General features: G+C 39.4%; 13 protein-coding genes. 9 read left to right on the top strand and 4 right to left on the bottom strand.

The window, feature by feature from the left end:
• Positions 1-86 precede the first annotated feature (86 nt).
• Complete coding sequence (locus ACZYRN_RS10050; protein ID WP_488911420.1) at positions 87-2219, top strand: ATP-dependent Clp protease ATP-binding subunit; 2133 nt, start codon at positions 87-89, stop codon at positions 2217-2219.
• A 64-nt stretch (positions 2220-2283) separates the two neighbouring features.
• Here the strand turns inward: ACZYRN_RS10050 and ACZYRN_RS10045 are convergent, their stop codons facing one another.
• Positions 2284-2463, bottom strand: a complete 180-nt coding sequence (locus ACZYRN_RS10045) for a YkvS family protein (RefSeq protein ID WP_488911419.1) — start codon at positions 2461-2463, stop codon at positions 2284-2286.
• Between the two features lie 176 nt (positions 2464-2639).
• Between ACZYRN_RS10045 and ACZYRN_RS10040 the strand changes: the two genes are divergently transcribed.
• Positions 2640-2834 carry a hypothetical protein gene (locus ACZYRN_RS10040; RefSeq protein WP_488911417.1) on the top strand — a complete coding sequence of 65 codons (195 nt, stop codon included), beginning with the start codon at positions 2640-2642 and terminating at the stop codon, positions 2832-2834.
• Positions 2835-2880: 46 nt separating this feature from the next.
• On the opposite strand, the gene ACZYRN_RS10035 is transcribed toward ACZYRN_RS10040, so the two are convergent.
• Complete coding sequence (locus ACZYRN_RS10035) at positions 2881-3267, bottom strand: PilZ domain-containing protein (RefSeq protein ID WP_488911416.1); 387 nt, start codon at positions 3265-3267, stop codon at positions 2881-2883.
• A 139-nt stretch (positions 3268-3406) separates the two neighbouring features.
• Between ACZYRN_RS10035 and ACZYRN_RS10030 the strand changes: the two genes are divergently transcribed.
• From ACZYRN_RS10030 to ACZYRN_RS10020, 3 genes are all read left to right on the top strand, one after another.
• Complete coding sequence (locus ACZYRN_RS10030; protein ID WP_488911415.1) at positions 3407-3673, top strand: phosphocarrier protein HPr; 267 nt, start codon at positions 3407-3409, stop codon at positions 3671-3673.
• On the top strand, positions 3673-5391 hold the full coding sequence (gene ptsP / locus ACZYRN_RS10025; RefSeq protein WP_488911414.1) for a phosphoenolpyruvate--protein phosphotransferase: 1719 nt from the start codon (positions 3673-3675) through the stop codon (positions 5389-5391). The genes ACZYRN_RS10030 and ptsP overlap by 1 nt, the downstream gene beginning before the upstream one ends.
• Positions 5392-5555: 164 nt before the next feature.
• Positions 5556-6431, top strand: coding sequence for an NAD(P)-dependent oxidoreductase (locus ACZYRN_RS10020; RefSeq protein WP_488911751.1), 876 nt, complete (start codon positions 5556-5558; stop codon positions 6429-6431).
• A 39-nt stretch (positions 6432-6470) separates the two neighbouring features.
• Here ACZYRN_RS10020 and ACZYRN_RS10015 read toward each other — a convergent pair whose 3' ends face one another.
• Positions 6471-7628 (bottom strand): aminotransferase A, encoded by a 1158-nt coding sequence (locus ACZYRN_RS10015; RefSeq protein WP_488911413.1) that lies wholly within the window; start codon positions 7626-7628, stop codon positions 6471-6473.
• A gap of 146 nt (positions 7629-7774) precedes the next feature.
• On the opposite strand from ACZYRN_RS10015, the gene ACZYRN_RS10010 reads away from it, so the two are divergent.
• Entirely contained in the window at positions 7775-8677 is a 903-nt protein-coding gene (locus tag ACZYRN_RS10010) for a chemotaxis protein (protein WP_488911412.1), read from the top strand.
• A 51-nt stretch (positions 8678-8728) separates the two neighbouring features.
• Here the strand turns inward: ACZYRN_RS10010 and ACZYRN_RS10005 are convergent, their stop codons facing one another.
• Positions 8729-9193, bottom strand: coding sequence for a YkyB family protein (locus tag ACZYRN_RS10005; protein ID WP_488911411.1), 465 nt, complete (start codon positions 9191-9193; stop codon positions 8729-8731).
• A gap of 129 nt (positions 9194-9322) precedes the next feature.
• Here ACZYRN_RS10005 and ACZYRN_RS10000 point away from each other — a divergent pair, with 129 nt between their 5' ends.
• From ACZYRN_RS10000 to treP, 3 genes are all read left to right on the top strand, one after another.
• Positions 9323-10849 (top strand): Ppx/GppA phosphatase family protein, encoded by a 1527-nt coding sequence (locus ACZYRN_RS10000; RefSeq protein ID WP_488911410.1) that lies wholly within the window; start codon positions 9323-9325, stop codon positions 10847-10849.
• 19 nt (positions 10850-10868) lie between these two features.
• Positions 10869-12971: an RNA degradosome polyphosphate kinase gene (locus tag ACZYRN_RS09995; protein WP_488911409.1), complete on the top strand. Its 2103-nt coding sequence runs from the start codon at positions 10869-10871 to the stop codon at positions 12969-12971.
• Between the two features lie 201 nt (positions 12972-13172).
• Positions 13173-14582, top strand: a complete 1410-nt coding sequence (gene treP / locus ACZYRN_RS09990) for a PTS system trehalose-specific EIIBC component (RefSeq protein WP_488911408.1) — start codon at positions 13173-13175, stop codon at positions 14580-14582.
• The last annotated feature ends 24 nt before the right edge of the window (positions 14583-14606 follow it).

Genomic DNA, 14606 nt, shown 5'->3' with positions numbered 1-14606 from the left:
TGAGCAAAAAGCTTGAAAGTCAAAGAAGGTCAAAGTATACTAATATTAATCAAAGATAGTCAAAGTCAAAAAAGGAGATGACAGGGATGAAATGTCAAAAGTGCCAGCGAAACGAAGCAAATGTACAAATGAGTGTCCGTGTCAATGGACAATCAAACAAATATTATTTATGCAATAGCTGCTATAAAGCAGAGAAAAAAGCTATTGGAGGAATGAATATGCATTTTCAATCATTCGGTTTTCCATTTGATGAATTCATGAAAAATGAACATGTGCCAAAAGAGCAGATGAAGCAGTCGCAAATGCTGTCAGCAGATCAAGGCAGCGGAAGTGGACTACTTGATGAATTCGGCCGCAATCTTTCGGGAATGGCAAGAGCTGGCCTGATTGATCCACTTATTGGACGGGATAAAGAAGTGGCGCGTGTTATTGAAATTTTAAATAGACGAAATAAAAATAACCCTGTATTGATTGGGGAACCAGGTGTAGGGAAAACAGCCATTGCAGAGGGGTTAGCACTGCTTATTGCAGAAGGACGTGTACCAGTAAAGCTGCAATCGAAAGAAGTGTATGTGCTTGATGTCGCTTCACTCGTTGCTGGAACAGGTGTACGCGGACAGTTTGAAGAGCGAATGAAACAATTGATTTCAGAATTGCAGCAGCGTAAAAATGTGCTGCTGTTCATTGATGAAATTCATCAAATTGTCGGTGCTGGATCAGCGGAAGGCTCTATGGATGCCGGGAATATTTTAAAACCAGCTTTAGCAAGGGGCGAGTTGCAGTTAATTGGTGCAACAACATTGAAAGAATACCGTCGAATTGAAAAAGATGCGGCGCTTGAACGGCGTTTTCAGCCAGTACAGGTAACAGAACCGAATGTGGAAGAAACTGTTCGCATTTTAAAAGGACTTCAAAAGTTCTATGAAGGTTTCCATCAAGTTACGTATACGGATGAAGCCATTCAGGCATGTGCCGCTCTTTCACATCGCTACATTCAGGACCGTTTTTTACCGGATAAAGCAATTGATCTGCTTGATGAAGCAGGTTCAAAGCTGAATTTGACAATTGATGAAACGGATGCCCAAACGATTCAAGAACAGCTCATGGCGATTGCGAAACGAAAAGACGCGGCCCTTCAAAAAGAGGCATATGAAGAAGCTGCGGCACTTCGTGATGAGGAAGCTGCTCTTGAAGCAAAGCTCGAAAAAGGAGAATCAGTGCAGGCAGTACCGAACGTAACGGCGGCACATATTCAGTCGTTAATTGAGGATAAAACCGGTATTCCAGTCGGGAAATTACAGCAGGATGAACAACAAAAGATGAAGCATATTGAAGAAAATCTTGCCGGAAAGGTGATTGGGCAGGACGAAGCTGTAAAAAAAGTGGCGAAAGCTGTTCGGCGAAGCCGGGCAGGGCTAAAAGCAAAAAGCCGGCCGATCGGTTCCTTTTTATTTGTCGGGCCAACGGGCGTCGGGAAAACAGAGTTGACGAAAAGATTGGCTGAAGAACTTTTTGGTTCAAAGGAATCGCTCATTCGTCTTGATATGAGTGAATTCATGGAGAAGCATAGTGTATCAAAATTAATCGGCTCACCACCAGGATATGTTGGTTTTGAAGAAGCAGGACAGCTGACAGAAAAAGTGCGACGTAATCCATACAGCATTATTTTATTGGATGAAATTGAAAAAGCGCATCCTGATGTACAGCATGTATTTCTGCAAATTATGGAAGATGGACGTTTAACAGATAGCCAGGGACGCACGGTAAGTTTTAAAGAGTCTGTAATCATTATGACGAGTAATGCAGGAGCAGGTAAGAAGAATGTAGCAGTCGGATTCGAAAAAGCGCATACCGAGAATATCACTTCTTTTCTAGAGTCTCTTTCAGACTACTTTAAGCCGGAATTTTTAAATCGATTTGATTCGATTATTGAGTTTCAGGCGCTTCAAAAAGAGGATTTGAAGAAAATCGTAGAATTAATGATTGATGATGTAAATGACATGCTTCAGGAACAAAATATGATAATCGATGTAACAGATGAAGTAAAAGAGAAAGTGGCAGAGCTTGGGTATAGTCCACAATTCGGCGCGAGACCACTTCGACGCGTCATTCAAGAACAAATTGAAGATGGCATTGCGGATTTTATCTATGATCATCCTGAAACATCAAAATTAAAAGCTGTATTGCAGGAAGATCGTATTATCATTGTATCAGCATAAAGTGAAGGGACTAGTTTCATATGCAGCAAATAAAAAAGAGCGGGTTTTTATTCCGCTCTTTTTTTCATGCATGGAGAATGATATAATTTTTATGGTTGACGACCGTTTTCTCTTCCACATCAAGATCATCGAAATTTTCCATGATTGTTAAATCAACGATAACTGAGTTTTCATTTACTTTTTCGACGATTCCACGAAGACCGTCTTTAAATTCAATAATGTTGCCGACTTCTGCTTTAGTCATCTATAACGCTCCTTTTCGACAATTGACGATACTATAATCTCACATAAATTTCTATGATTAGTAGATAAGGTGAGAAGGTATTAAAGTAAAGTTTGCCTTATTTTTTGAAAATAGTAAAGAGTTTTACACTGTATTATTACAATTATTTGACTATTTTGGTGAGGGGGAATAGGTGCTTGACGATTGATGAAATTGAAAAAAATATAACGATCCTTAGAAATGGAGAAGCAAGGCGTATCCATATTCAAAAGGAGGACTTTTTAGCATTCCGTTCTGAATTAATAAAACAGCCGGATTTCAAGCATTTTAGGGGGATTGCCCAACATGGCGGACATATAGCCTATGAATATACCGAGATACCTAGAAGTTAAAGACCGGTCTGTCTATACTAAAAACAGTCATGGATAAATAAATGGTTTATTTTTTTAACGTTCTCTGTTTATTCAAATGCTCTTTCGAGTACGTTTTTAAAGAAGCAATAATTTGCTTTTTTAATTCGTCCAGGTCATCGCCTTGAATGCCATATTCCAATAGAGAACCTATATATCGCTTTCTAATCATTTTTCCAGTAAAATGAATAAGAGAATCAGAAATTTGTAAATAAATGGAAATGGTGTAATCGTCACGTAATTCAATATCTGTTTTTGAAGCAAATTTCATGCCATTAGGGCTTAAATTAAGAATGCAACATTGAAATGACTGTTTTTTTTCTTTTACAGCGCCCTCATGCTTATATACTTCGCAAATAGCAGGAATGGTTTCTGAAAAAGAATAACGAAAGGCTTCTTTTCTTTTATAATACATGGATAAATATACCTCCTTTATAACTGTCTATTTTAGAAGAAGCTAACAGGAAGAGCAATAGGAGAAAACACAATAATTGAGTGAGGGAAAGATTAATGCTATTCTCAATAAAGATTAAAGAAAAAGGAGAGACTTACATATGTCTAAAAAATCATACACAGTAATATCGGATACCGGTATTCATGCACGTCCTGCTACACTTCTTGTACAAACAGCAAGCCAATTTTCAAGCGATATCAATCTTGAATATAAGGGGAAAACAGTAAACTTGAAATCGATTATGGGCGTTATGTCTCTCGGAATTGGCAAAGGCGCCGAAATTGTTATTTCTGTAAATGGCAGTGATGAAACAGCAGCGATTGAATCGATTGAAACACTCTTAAAAAGCGAAGGTCTTGCAAACTGATGGCAAGTATATTAAAAGGGATTGCAGCTTCTGATGGCATTGCTTTTGCGAAAGCATATCGGCTACTGGAGCCGGATCTTACAGTTGAAAAGCAGACGGTATCTGATACAGAATCTGAAGTAAAACGATTCCATGATGCGTTAAAAAAATCAGAAACAGAACTTGAAATCATAAAAGAGAAAGCGCGCCGCGATCTCGGAGATGACAAGGCTGCTATTTTTGAAGCACATTTACTCGTATTAAACGATCCTGAATTGACTGGACCTATTGAAGAAAAAATTAAAAGTGAATCTGTTAACGCGGAAATTGCCCTTGAAGAAACGGCAAATATGTTTATTAGCATGTTTGAAGCGATGGAAAATGAGTATATGAAGGAGCGCGCTGCGGATATTAAAGATGTAACAAAACGTGTTTTAGCAGCACTTCTCGGTGTTGAACTTCCGGCACCGGCATTGATTGCAGAAGAAGTGGTTGTCATCGCAGAAGATTTAACTCCTTCGATGACGGCCCAATTAAACCGTAAATTTGTAAAAGGCTTTACAACAGATATTGGCGGACGGACGTCTCATTCGGCTATTATGGCGCGCTCCCTTGAAATACCAGCAGTAGTTGGAACGAAAAACGCGACTTCTACGATTCAAAATGGAGATGAAATCATTATTGATGGGCTTCAAGGTGAAGTGCATATTAATCCGACAGAAGAAGTTGCTGCTGAATATAAAAAGCGAAGTGAGGCGTATCAACAGCAACGTGAGGAATGGGCAAAGCTTGTGAATGAACAAACGGTGACAGCAGATGGGCACCATGTAGAATTAGCTGCGAACATTGGTACACCTGAAGACTTAAAAGGTGTCAAAGCAAATGGCGGTGAAGGAATCGGTCTTTATCGGACAGAATTTTTGTATATGGGCCGTGATACCTTGCCAACGGAAGAGGAACAGTTTACAGCATACAAATCAGTTCTTGAAGGAATGGAAGGCAAGCCAGTTGTTGTTCGTACACTTGATATCGGCGGCGATAAAGAACTTCCTTATTTAAACTTGCCGCATGAAATGAATCCGTTTCTTGGCTTCCGGGCAATTCGTCTTTGTCTTGAAGAACAGGACATTTTTCGCACGCAGTTACGTGCATTGCTTCGAGCAAGTGTACACGGTAATTTGAAAATTATGTTCCCGATGATTGCCACAGTGAACGAATTCCGCGAAGCGAAAGCTGTACTTTTAGAAGAACGTACAAAGCTGGAATCAGAAGGCACCGCCGTTTCTGAACACATCGAGCTTGGAATTATGGTTGAAATTCCATCGACAGCTGTTATTGCGGATCTGTTTGCGAAAGAAGTCGATTTCTTCAGTATTGGCACAAATGATTTAATTCAATATACGATGGCTGCGGATCGGATGAATGAGCGTGTCTCGTATTTGTACCAGCCATATAATCCGTCCATTTTGCGTCTCGTAAAAATGGTCATTGAAGCGGCTCATAAAGAAGGAAAATGGGCGGGCATGTGCGGTGAGATGGCTGGAGATGAATTAGCGATACCGCTTCTTTTAGGTCTAGGTCTTGATGAATTCTCGATGAGTGCAACGTCTATTTTGAAAGCACGTGCCCAATTGAAGCATTTGTCAAAATCGGATATGGAAGCTTTGGCAGCTGAAGCTATTACATTGCCGACATCCGAGGAAGTTATTGAGCGTGTTCAAGCAATTACACAAAAATAATCTATAAAAAATAGGTGTAAAAAAAGAGAATAAGGGAATACTAAGAGGGTAACCAATTTCTATTCTCCATTTCTCTCACTTTTGTTCAGACGATTCGTCGTCTGACCTTTTTTTATGCAAAAAATTCTGAAATATGCGACAATGGAAAAGTATATAAAGGAGGCATCAAAATGAGCAAACAAAAAGTTGGGTTTATTGGAATAGGGGTAATGGGAAAACATATGGCTTCTCATTTACAACAAGCAGGCTATCCATTGTTCGTCTATACACGAACAAAGTCAAAAGCGTCCGAGCTGCTCGAGGCAGGGGCAAGCTGGTGTGACACGCCTTCTGAATTAGCAGCTGAAACAGATGTTGTCTTTACGATTATTGGAGAACCGAAAGATGTAGAGCAAGTATACATAGGAGAAAACGGTCTTTTTGAAGGGGGCCATGCCGGGCAAGTCTTTATTGATATGACAACATCGAAACCAAGCCTTGCTGAAGAACTATATAAGAGAGGCAGAGAAAAAGGCATTTTTGTACTCGATGCGCCTGTTTCCGGTGGAGATATTTTTGCAAAGTCTGGAAAACTGTCGATTATGGTCGGTGGCGATGAACCTATTTTTAATGACATGGAACCACTATTTAACACATTTGGCGAAAATATTGTGTATCAAGGAAGAGCAGGAGCTGGACAGCATACAAAAATGTCAAACCAGATTGCGATTGCATCGAACATGATTGGTGTATGTGAGGCAATTACTTATGCGAAAACAGCTGGACTAGATCCGGAAACAGTTTTAAAAAGTATAGCGCTCGGTGCGGCAGGCAGTTATTCGCTGTCAAATCTTGCGCCTCGTATGATAAGAGAGGACTTTGCACCAGGCTTTTTTATTAAACACTTTATTAAAGATATGAAAATTGCACTTGAAGAAGCAGAACGGATGAACTTAACATTGCCTGGATTGTCAATGGCGAAAGACATGTATGAAAAACTGGCAGCACAAGGTGAAGCAGAAAATGGTACACAGGCACTTATTAAAGCCTATAACAAATAAAAGAAAGCAGGTTCTCTTCGATACAGAACCTGCTTTCTTTTATTTTTTTAAATCGATAAGGTATTTTTCGATACGTGCTAATCCTTCTTGAATGTCTTCAATACTGCAAGCGTATGAAAGACGGAACCATCCTTCACCAGCGGAGGAAAAAGCGCTGCCGGGTACAACGGCTACTTTGTACTTTTTCGCGAGTGTAAGGCAAAAGTCAAAGGATGAACCGCCAAAATCATCGGGCAATTTGACAAAGAAATAAAAGGCACCATCCGGTTTTACCGTTTTCAATCCAAGTGATTGGATTTTATTATAAGCTTTGTCACGGCGAAGTTTGTATTCATCTCTCATCGGCAATGCATCATCTATTCCAGCTGTTAACGCCGCAATTGCCGCTTTTTGTGAAACAGAGGAGGCGCATGAAACGTTGTATTGATGAACTTTTAATAGATGACGAGTGATGTTTTCCTGCGCAAATAAAAGACCAATACGCCATCCAGTCATAGCATGTGATTTTGACAAACCATTAATGACAATCGTCTGCTCGGGAAGGTAAGAGGCGATTGATACGTGCGGCTGTTCATAAACAATTTCACTATAAATTTCATCCGCTAAAATGAATAATTCATGTTTTTTCGCGAGTTTTGCAATGTCTTGAAGTTCACGATCTGTTAAACTAACGCCAGTCGGATTAGATGGGTAAGGCAAAATGATTGCTTTTGTTCGGTTCGTCAATGCTGGTTCAATAAGATCTGCTGTCATGCGAAAGTCATGATCAGATGTGTTTACCATGAGCGTTTTCGCTTGGCATAAATGAATGATGGGCTCATATCCCGGATAAACAGGCCCCGGTACGATCACTTCATCGCCAGGCTGTAAAATAGTCCGAAGAGCGATATCAATCGCTTGGCTCGCCCCGACCGTAATGATGACCTCTGATTCTGCATTGTACGAAACATTGTATTTTTTTTTGTAAAATTCAGATGCTGCTTTTTTTAAATCAGGCAGTCCGGCATTTGGAGTATAGACCGTTGCATTTTGTTCAATTGCTTCTAAACCTGCTGCTTTTACATGATCAGGAGTATAAAAATCAGGCTGTCCAATCGTCAATGAAATCATGTTTTCAGTTGTGCCGACAAGATTGAAAAACTTTCGTATGCCGGATATTTCAATTTCTTTCACACGTTCGTTTAATCGATGTTCCATTTGTAAGCCACCTTTATTAAGTACTAATGTTATTATAATGTAAATTTAATGTTTACATTGTTAAGAAAGTCTAAATTTTTCACCCGTACGCATTTTTTTATTTCGTGATATAGTAAAATAAAAATGTATAAGGGGTCTAATGGCTTATGACAAATGATTATGGTATTTTACTTGAATCAGGTACAAATGAATTGGAAATTGTTGAATTTGAAGTGCAAAATAATAAATATGGTATTAATGTCATGAAAGTAAAGGAAATTATTCAACCGATGCCGATCACATTTATTCCGCATGCGCATGATCACATTAAAGGAATTATTCAACTGCGGGGTGAAGTGCTTCCGGTCATCGATATGGCAAAAGTACTCGGTATGGATTCATTGGACAATCAAGCGACAGATAAGTATATCGTAACGGAATTCAATCAGCAAAAAGTTGTTTTTCATGTGCAAAATGTAACACGTATTCATCGTATTTCCTGGACTGATATTGAGAAACCATCTGAAATGTATCAAGGCATTGAAAATCAAATTATCGGTGTGATCAAGATGAATGAAACAATGATATTACTGATTGATTTTGAAAAAATCGTTGTTGATATTAATCCGCATTCAGGAATTCATATCGATCAAATTCAGAGTCTAGGAAAACGAGAAAGGTCTGAAAAACGGCTTATCGTCGCGGAAGACTCACCACTGCTGCGTAAACTGATTCATGACACATTAGGTGAAGCAGGATATGACCAGATTGAGTTTTTTGAAAATGGCCAGTTAGCGTACGATTATTTAGAATCTACCATTGGACAGGAAAATACAGTTGAAAAAGTGCAGCTCGTTGTGACAGATATTGAAATGCCGAAAATGGACGGTCACCATTTAACGAAACGCATTAAAGAGCATCCGCAATTAAAGCAATTGCCTGTCATCATTTTCTCCTCTCTTATTACAGATGAGCTCCGTCATAAAGGAAAAGGTGTCGGTGCAGATGCACAGGTGAGTAAACCAGAAATTGCGCGCCTTGTTGAATATATTGACGAACTTGCCTTATAAAAGAGAAAAAGGACGCTTACCCTTGCCGGGCAGGTTGCGTCCTTTTTCGTTCTAGTAGGATTGCCCAAGCGGTTTGAAAATGGGCTTTGTATACTTTTTACGGCCTGGAGGATTATGTTTTGGCTGATCTTCTTTCAATCGAGTATAAGCTTCTAATACACCTTTTGCTTTTGACAAACTCATTGAGCAGCGTGGATTACGAAATTCCTCATTAAGGTATCCTAAATGAGGCAGTAAGCTGAAGTCTTCTTTGCATGGCGGTATATGAAATGTATAATGACCACATTCAACGAGGACATCCGATTGTTGCCGGCTATGTTTTGGATTTCGAGAAAAATGAAGGCCTTTTTTTTTCGCTTTTCCTTCTTTAATCATTTTTAAGAGGGCTTGCTTCTTTAATTCATACAAATATTTTGGATTTGTCGCCGTCTTTGCATGACGGTTAACCGTAAAGATCGCTTTAGCGAGGGTATCATCAGATGAAGGTTCGGTGAAAGGTTCAGATAAATTACTCAAAATTGTGACTCCTTTCGCATTCATTTTTTCTTATTATATACCTTTTCAAGTGGATTTGAAAGCAAACATAACAGTTTGCATGGTATATTTAAGTGGAAAAGATGAATAAAAAAGAAAGCAGGAAAATTAATGGAGCACAGTAGAACAGCAATTATTGATATCGGGTCGAATACCGTTCGTCTCGTTTTATACAAAGAACAGGGAGTGGGCATTGAGGAATTCCGTAACGTAAAAGCGCCACTCAGATTAAACCGTTTTCTAGATGAATCAAGTGTGATGAGTGACGAGGGAATAAATTTATTGCTTGAAGCACTCAAAAACTTTCGTGAAGTACTTGATTATTATAATGTAACAGAAGTGGAATGCACGGCAACTGCTGCGATCCGCCAGGCGAAAAATAGGGCTGAAATCATTCAGAGGGTGAAAGAAGAAACCGCTTTTCAAGTCCGGCTTTTATCAGGCGAAGAAGAAGCAATGTACGGTTTATCCGCCGTCTTAAAAACAATGCCCCTAGATAATGGCTTAACAATTGACATTGGCGGGGGAAGTACAGAAATTACACTGTTTGAAAATAGAAAATTAAAGTATTCACATAGCTTTTCATTTGGTATTGTTTCACTTAAACAGATGTTTATTGCGGAAGACCGGATGAAGCCGAAGGAACAGAAAAAAATGGCGGAATACATTCAAAAGGAATTGCTGAAATATCCATGGCTGCAAAAAGCGCCGGATGGCGTTATTGCAGCTATTGGAGGGAGTGCAAGGAACCTGGCGATTGTGCAGCAGTTAAAGGGAAATTATCCGCCGCTCGGTGTTCACGGATATGAATTGACTCTAGATGCGCTGGATAAGCTACGCGAAGAACTGTCATCACTATCCTATTCAGAATTGGAAAAAGTGGATGGACTATCGAATGAGCGAGCCGATTTGATTTTGCCAGCGATCGAAGTATTTTACCAGCTGGCCGTACATACGAGAGCAAAAGGACTAATGGTCAGTTCACGCGGGCTTCGCGATGGCATTATGCTTGAACGGATAAAAGGCGGACAGTATGATACAGCGGAAGACGTGAAGCGAAATGGAATTAAACGGCTTTTAAAAGTATACGGACATGATGATGAACATCATTATCAAATGATACAGTTAACGAAAAAAATGCTGAATGGCTTTGAAAAAGAAGGCTTATTAAACGTTACAAAGCAAGAACAATTTATGATTGAACAGTCAGCGGCGCTGTTTTATCTTGGTGAATATATTTCATCAAGTTCTAAAAGCAGGCATACATTTTATTTGTTAATTAACTCGTTATTTGACGGTTTTACCCATGTTGAAAAAGCGTATCTTGCATTAACAGCATCATTCACAAATAATTCAACGTTAAAACAGTATTTAGAAGAATTTGATGGATGGTTTACTAAAGAAGAGATACAAAAAATGCGTGAATATGGTGCCTTGTTGAAATTATGCTATAGCTTAAATAGTTCAAAGAGAAGCGTCGTGCAAAACCTTGATATCAAAGAGCTGCAAGATGGTATTCTTATTATTGTCTTTTGTGAAGGAAACGAAATGGCAGAGCGCTATCAGAGTGAGAAGCAAAAAAAACACCTGGAAAAAGCGTTGCATAAAGAAATTAAATTACATTTTGAAAGAAAATAATTGAAATGGGGGATGTGGGGTGAATGGACAGGTGGAAAAGGACCTGGCAAATCCAAATTATTATAACAATCGTGAATTGAGCTGGCTTAATTTTAATCAGCGAGTATTGCAAGAAGCATCGGATTTAAATAATCCGCTTCTTGAGCGAATGAAATTTTTAGCTATATTCAGCTCCAATCTCGACGAGTTTTTTATGGTGCGTGTTGCCGGACTAAAAGACCAAGTAAAAGCTGGTTTTAATAAACCGGAAAACAAAGCAGGACTAACACCGAAACAGCAGTTAAAAGCGATTAGTGAAAAAGCGCATGAACTGGTACATATGCAAAACCGGATCCTGACAGAAGAAATTTTGCCTGCTCTTGGAGAAGAAGGGTTTCGCTTCGTAAAACCGAATGAATTGAATGCTGAACAAAAAAAGTACCTTCAAGATTATTTTGAGAATGAAGTGTTTCCTGTGCTGACCCCAATGGCGATCGATGCATACCGTCCGTTTCCAATGCTTTTGAATAAAAGTTTGAATTTAGTTGTGATGCTTGAAAATGATGACCCTGAAGCAGAAACGGACCGTGTAGCAATCGTTCAAGTACCCGGTGTCCTTGAGCGGACGATTGAAGTACCATCTGATGCAAAAGGAGGAACGTATGTCCTTTTGGAAAATGTCCTTATTCATTTTATTGATCGTATTTTCCAAGGATACACCGTAAAAAGTGTAAACATGTTCCGGATTACGAGAAATGCAGATATGGAAATTCATGAAGAAGGCGCACGCGATTTGCTGCTTGAAATTGAAAAAGAGTTAAAAAAACGGAAATGGGGAGCTGCGGTTCGCCTTGAGATTAAGGCCCAGGATTTTGATCAGCATGTGCTTGATTATTTACTGGATGAACTCGAAATTCACTATAAAGATGTATATGAAATTGAAGGCGCAGTCGATTTAACCCTCTTTTTTCCTTATACAAAAAAATTAAGTTCACTAAGGGAAGAATTAACATACGAAACATTTATTCCCCAGCTCCCGGAAGATTTATCGTCGCGTGAAGATGTGTTTGCAAAGACATTGCAGCAAGATATTCTGTTTTACCATCCATACGAGTCGTTCGAACCAGTCGTCGATTTTATTTCACAGGCAGCAGATGATCCTTCCGTATTGGCGATTAAAATGACGTTGTATCGTGTCAGCGGCGATTCACCGATTATTGAATCGCTCAAACGAGCTGCTGAAAAAGGAAAACAGGTGACGGTACTTGTTGAATTGAAAGCACGTTTTGATGAAGAAAATAACGTGCAGTGGGCAAAAGAGCTTGAAAAGGCGGGATGCCATGTTATTTACGGTATGCATAATTTAAAAACGCACAGTAAAATCACGCTTGTCGTTCGTAAGTCTGCCGGCCAAATTGAACGATTTGTTCATCTTGGCACAGGGAACTACAATGATGCTACGGCTAAAATCTATACAGATCACGGGTTGATTACGTCGAAAAAAGAGTTTGGCGTAGACGCTACAAATTTCTTTAACTATTTGAGTGGCTATATGGATAAGCCCCATTATAATCATCTGGTCGTCGCACCATATGACATTCAAGAAGAATTTATTAAATTAATTGATGAAGAAATTAAAATTCATAAAAAACACGGTAACGGCCGGATTATTGCAAAAATGAACTCGTTAACAGATAAACGTCTGATCATGAAGTTTTATGAAGCATCGAATGCGGGTGTTCAAATAGACTGTATTATTCGTGGTATATGCTGTATGAAACCAGGGATACAAGGTGTGAGTGAAAACATTCACGTCATTAGCATCGTCGGTCGTTTTTTAGAGCATAGCCGTATTTATTACTTCCATCATGCAGGCAAGCGAAAGATTTATTTATCATCTGCTGATATGATGACACGTAATATGATTAAGCGGGTGGAAATTTTATTCCCTATTGTAGAAGAAGAATTAAAAGACCGTTTAACAAATGTTCTTCAATTACAGTTATCGGATAATGCCAAAGCGCGTTATCAAGATAGTGAAGGCAATTATCATTATGTGCCGCGTAATAAGGGCGATGTATACATTAATAGCCAGATGGAGTCATTAACGGCTTCTTATAGAGTAAGAGAAGACGAAGAGTAAAAAGAAAAACTCCGTGTAGAGTCGTTATGCGGAGCTTTTCTTTTCGTACAAGAGAATAATTGATTTCCATGTTAACAAACAGGCAGCGGATTCCGCTGTCTTTTTTATGCACAATCGTTTTCTTCCTATCTTGACAACTTGTATATACAAGTGATAAAATCGCACCAAGATGTATATACAAGTTTGGGGGGGGGAGCACGAATGGGAGCGTATTCAAAGCAAGCAAAATATATTGTTGAAGCAGTTGGTGGTAAGGAGAACATTGAGGCAGCAACGCATTGTGTGACAAGACTCCGGTTTGCCTTGAAAGATGACAGCAAAGTGGATGAATCGAAATTAGAGCAGATTGATGTCGTTAAAGGATCATTTTCAGCAAACGGTCAATATCAAGTCGTCATCGGACAAGGAACCGTTAATAAAGTGTACCAGGATCTTGTCGATCAAACAGGGATTGGAGAAGCGTCTAAAGACGATGTGAAAAAAGCATCCGAATCCAATTTAAATCCGCTTCAGCGGGCGATTAAAACACTGGCTGATATTTTTATTCCAATCTTGCCAGCAATTGTCACAGCAGGTCTGCTTCTCGGGTTAAATAATATTTTAACAGGTCAAGGCATCTTTTTTGATGAGTCGATTATTGAACGGTATCCTCAGTGGGCAGACATTGCGAGCATCATTAGTTTAATTGCGAATACAGCGTTTACATTTTTGCCGGCACTTATTGGGTGGTCTGCTGTCAAACGATTTGGAGGAAGCCCACTTCTCGGGATTGTCCTTGGCTTAATTCTTGTTCATCCGGATTTATTAAATGCATGGTCGTATGGAGCTGCCCAAGAAGCGGGAGAAATTCCAACGTGGAACATTCTTGGATTAGAAATTGAAAAAATTGGCTATCAAGGCCAAGTACTTCCGGTTTTATTTGCCTCCTATTTATTGGCGAAAATTGAAGTCTTTTTAACAAAGCGTGTACCTGAAGGCATCCAGCTTCTTGTCGTTGCACCTGTTGCTCTTCTTATTACGGGGTTTGCAGCGTTTATTTTAATAGGACCAGTTATGTTTACCGTTGGAAATGTCATTACAGATGCCGTTATTCTCGTTTTTGATAAAATACCGCTTCTCGGCGGTTTCATTTACGGCGGTTTTTACAGCCTGCTCGTGATTACAGGAATGCATCACACGTTCTTGGCAGTAGATTTACAGCTTGTCGGGTCACAATTAGGCGGTACATTCCTCTGGCCAATGCTTGCCTTGTCCAACATAGCACAGGGTGCAGCTGCAATGACAATCGGCTGGCTGTCAAAAGATGAAAAATTAAAAGGATTGTCATTTACATCTGCACTGTCTGCCTTTTTAGGAATTACAGAGCCTGCGATGTTTGGGGTTAACCTTCGTTTCCGTCACGCGTTTGTTGCAGCTATGATCAGTTCAGCAATTGCAGGAATGTTCATCTCGCTCAATGGTGTATTAGCAAGCACGATCGGTGTCGGGGGTATTCCTGGATTTCTAGTCATCAGCAACGGCATGATAGCGTTTTTAATTGGAATGGTCATCGTAATCGTGCTGCCAATTATCTTAACAATCATCTTTTCAAAATTTGTGAAACAAAAATAAAGGGCGAAATGGGCCCTTTTTTTC

The organism is Domibacillus sp. F004, assembly GCF_057814295.1.
This window is presented reverse-complemented; position numbering and strand designations above follow the sequence as displayed.

What these genes read in the sequence shown, in the direction of transcription:
- ACZYRN_RS10050 (WP_488911420.1), top strand. Translation starts at nt 87, where the DNA reads ATGAAATGTCAAAAGTGCCAGCGAAACGAAGCAAATGTACAAATGAGT.
- ACZYRN_RS10045 (WP_488911419.1), bottom strand. Translation starts at nt 2,463, where the DNA reads ATGACTAAAGCAGAAGTCGGCAACATTATTGAATTTAAAGACGGTCTT.
- ACZYRN_RS10035 (WP_488911416.1), bottom strand. Translation starts at nt 3,267, where the DNA reads ATGTATTATAAAAGAAAAGAAGCCTTTCGTTATTCTTTTTCAGAAACC.
- ACZYRN_RS10030 (WP_488911415.1), top strand. Translation starts at nt 3,407, where the DNA reads ATGTCTAAAAAATCATACACAGTAATATCGGATACCGGTATTCATGCA.
- ptsP (WP_488911414.1), top strand. Translation starts at nt 3,673, where the DNA reads ATGGCAAGTATATTAAAAGGGATTGCAGCTTCTGATGGCATTGCTTTT.
- ACZYRN_RS10015 (WP_488911413.1), bottom strand. Translation starts at nt 7,628, where the DNA reads ATGGAACATCGATTAAACGAACGTGTGAAAGAAATTGAAATATCCGGC.
- ACZYRN_RS10010 (WP_488911412.1), top strand. Translation starts at nt 7,775, where the DNA reads ATGACAAATGATTATGGTATTTTACTTGAATCAGGTACAAATGAATTG.
- ACZYRN_RS10000 (WP_488911410.1), top strand. Translation starts at nt 9,323, where the DNA reads ATGGAGCACAGTAGAACAGCAATTATTGATATCGGGTCGAATACCGTT.
- treP (WP_488911408.1), top strand. Translation starts at nt 13,173, where the DNA reads ATGGGAGCGTATTCAAAGCAAGCAAAATATATTGTTGAAGCAGTTGGT.